Origin of the sequence: Mesorhizobium sp. M7A.F.Ca.CA.002.09.1.1 (assembly GCF_003998555.1) — a bacterium.
GTDB classification, from domain to species: Bacteria; Pseudomonadota; Alphaproteobacteria; order Rhizobiales; family Rhizobiaceae; genus Mesorhizobium; species Mesorhizobium ciceri.
Genome location: NZ_RZRR01000830.1, coordinates 1 through 2,494 on the forward strand (window position 1 = coordinate 1; position 2,494 = coordinate 2,494).

Sequence of the window (2,494 nt, forward strand, 5' to 3'; positions counted from 1 at the left end):
TGACGCTGATGAACGTCCAGTCCTTCTATCAGCTTCTGGCAACTGGTCTTATAATCCTCGCCGCGATGCTTATCGATCGCGTGACGAGGGGGCGTGGATGACCTTGAGCGGGCTGGACCTGAAAGCGGTAGGACCGCGCATCCGCATGATGATGCCGCATCTCACTCCGCTGGAGGCGAAGGTGGTGGAAACCGTCTTCGGCCGGCGCGGCTTCGACGAGAGCATTCCGCTGAAGCAGATCGCCGAGGAATCCGGCGTGTCCGAGGCGATGGTGGTCAAGATCGCCAAGAAGCTCGGCTTTTCCGGCTATCGCGACTTCCGCACCGCCGTCTATGAGTACAGTCGCCTGCCGACCGCCGAGATGCACCAGGAACTGTCATCCGACGACAGTTCGGCCGAGATCGTGCAAAAAGTGTTCCGCACCTCCATCCAGGCGCTGGAGGAGACGCTGGCGATCCTCGACATCGAGGATTTCGACCGCGCCGCCGAGCTGCTCTTCCGTGCCAAGAACCGGGATTTCTATGGCGTCGGCGGCTCGGCGCAGATCGCGCGCGACGTTTCGCACAAATTCCTGCGCATCGGCATCCGCGCATCCGTCTACGACGATTCGCACATGATGCTGATGTCGGCCTCGCTGCTCGGCGGCGACGACATCGCCGTCGGCTTCTCGCATTCGGGCAACACGTCGGCCGTTATCGACGCCATTCAGTTGGCCCGCAAGAACGGTGCCCGCACGCTGGCCATCACCAATTACGACAACTCGCCCCTGGCCGCCGTCGCCGATATCGTTCTGTGCTCGACCGCGCAGGGTTCGCCGCTGATGGGCGAGAACGCAGCGGCCCGCATTGCCCAGCTCAACATTCTCGACGCGTTGTTCGTCGCGGTGGCGCAGCGCGACTATCAGGCGGCGGAGCGAAATCTCGGCCGCACTATGTCGGCGGTGACATCGAAACGAAAAGACCGGGGCTCATGACGACAACGCCGCTGGTGACCGTGTTCGGCAGCCTGCATTACGACATTATGGTCGACGCGCCCGACCGCCCGCGCAAGGGCGAGACGGTGACCGGCCATGCCTGGCACCCCAAATGCGGTGGCAAGGGCGGCAACCAGGCCGTCTCGGCGGCGCGAGCCGGTGTGTATGCGGCGATGATCGGCGCCGTCGGCGACGATGATTTCGGGCGGGCGTTGCTGGCCAATCTCGATCGCGCCAAGGTCGACCGCCGCTTCGTGCGGGTGGCCGCTGGCGCCGGCTCCGGCATGAGCGTGGCGATCTTCGACCAAGGCGGCGACTATGGCGCGGTGATCGTCTCGGGCAGCAATCTGGCACTGGGCCATGCCGACAGTGCCTCTGCTTCCGATGTGGTGGGACAGACGGCGGTGCTCCTGCTGCAGAACGAAGTGCCGGAAGCCGCCAACATTGCCGCCGCACGCGCAGTCAAGGCACGGGGCAGCCGCGTCGTGCTCAACGCGGCCCCCGCGCGCAAACTCTCCGAGGAGTTGATCGCCCTGGTCGACATATTGGTGGTCAACGCCATCGAGGCGGAATTCCTGGCTGGCACGGCAGTGGTCGAGACACTCGACGGGGCCGCGCAAGCCGCACGGCTATTGGCCGATCTCTATCCCGTGGCGATCGTCACGGCGGGCGGCGAAGGCGTCGCCTGTTGCGACCGGAGCGGCGAGGCCTTTGCGCTGTCCGCCATCCCGGTCAAGGTCGCCAGCACGCATGGCGCCGGCGATGAATTCGTTGGCGCGCTGGCCGCGGGACTTGCCCGTGGGCAGACCATGCGGGCGGCCATCACCGCCGCCAACGCGGCTTCGGCCTTGCTGGTCTCGACGCCAGAGGCCGAGCGCGACGGCATCTGACCGGCTGGTTTCCGTCTTGCCAGACCGCAGCAGCGGCCGCCTATCCTTGCGGCCTCGCGCGAATTCCGCTAAGGCGCGCCTTTGTCGCCGGGGAACACGGACTTGGACGATCAACGCGCCGACGTCGCCATCATCATGGGCAGCCAGTCCGACTGGGCGACGATGCGCCATGCCGCCGAAACGCTGGAAGCACTTGGCATCCCGCACAAGCGGCTCATCATCTCCGCGCATCGTACACCGGACCGGCTCTATGATTTCGCCAAGGGCGCCAAGGCGGCCGGTTACCAGGTGATCATCGCCGGCGCCGGCGGTGCAGCACACCTGCCCGGCATGACGGCGGCGATGACGCCATTGCCGGTGTTCGGCGTGCCGGTGGAATCGAAAGCGCTTTCCGGGCAGGATTCGCTGCTGTCCATCGTCCAGATGCCAGCCGGCATTCCCGTTGGAACGCTGGCCATAGGCAAGGCTGGGGCCGCCAACGCAGCCCTTTTGGCCGCCGCCGTGCTGGCCCTGAACGATGACAGCCTTGCCGTCCGTCTGGATGCCTGGCGCGCCGCGCAGACTGCCAAGGTCGCGGCTGAACCGACGGATACGCCGTGAGCCTGCCCGCCGGATCGACCATCGGTATCAT

The 2,494-nt window shown here is 65.9% G+C and carries 3 protein-coding genes and 1 pseudogene; all 4 read left to right on the forward strand.

Going from position 1 to position 2,494, the window contains the following annotated elements:
• Positions 1–101, forward strand: a pseudogene (locus EN994_RS36405) (ribose ABC transporter permease); the annotation flags it as partial.
• Positions 98–973, forward strand: a complete 876-nt coding sequence (locus EN994_RS26930; RefSeq protein WP_013529211.1) for a MurR/RpiR family transcriptional regulator — start codon at positions 98–100, stop codon at positions 971–973. The pseudogene EN994_RS36405 and the gene EN994_RS26930, both read left to right, overlap by 4 nt.
• The gene (locus tag EN994_RS26935) at positions 970–1,863 is read left to right on the forward strand and encodes a ribokinase (RefSeq protein WP_063169170.1); all 894 of its coding nucleotides are present in this window, start codon (positions 970–972) and stop codon (positions 1,861–1,863) included. The genes EN994_RS26930 and EN994_RS26935 overlap by 4 nt, the downstream gene beginning before the upstream one ends.
• Positions 1,864–1,965: 102 nt before the next feature.
• Positions 1,966–2,463, forward strand: a complete 498-nt coding sequence (gene purE, locus EN994_RS26940) for a 5-(carboxyamino)imidazole ribonucleotide mutase (RefSeq protein ID WP_063169171.1) — start codon at positions 1,966–1,968, stop codon at positions 2,461–2,463.
• Positions 2,464–2,494 lie beyond the last annotated feature (31 nt).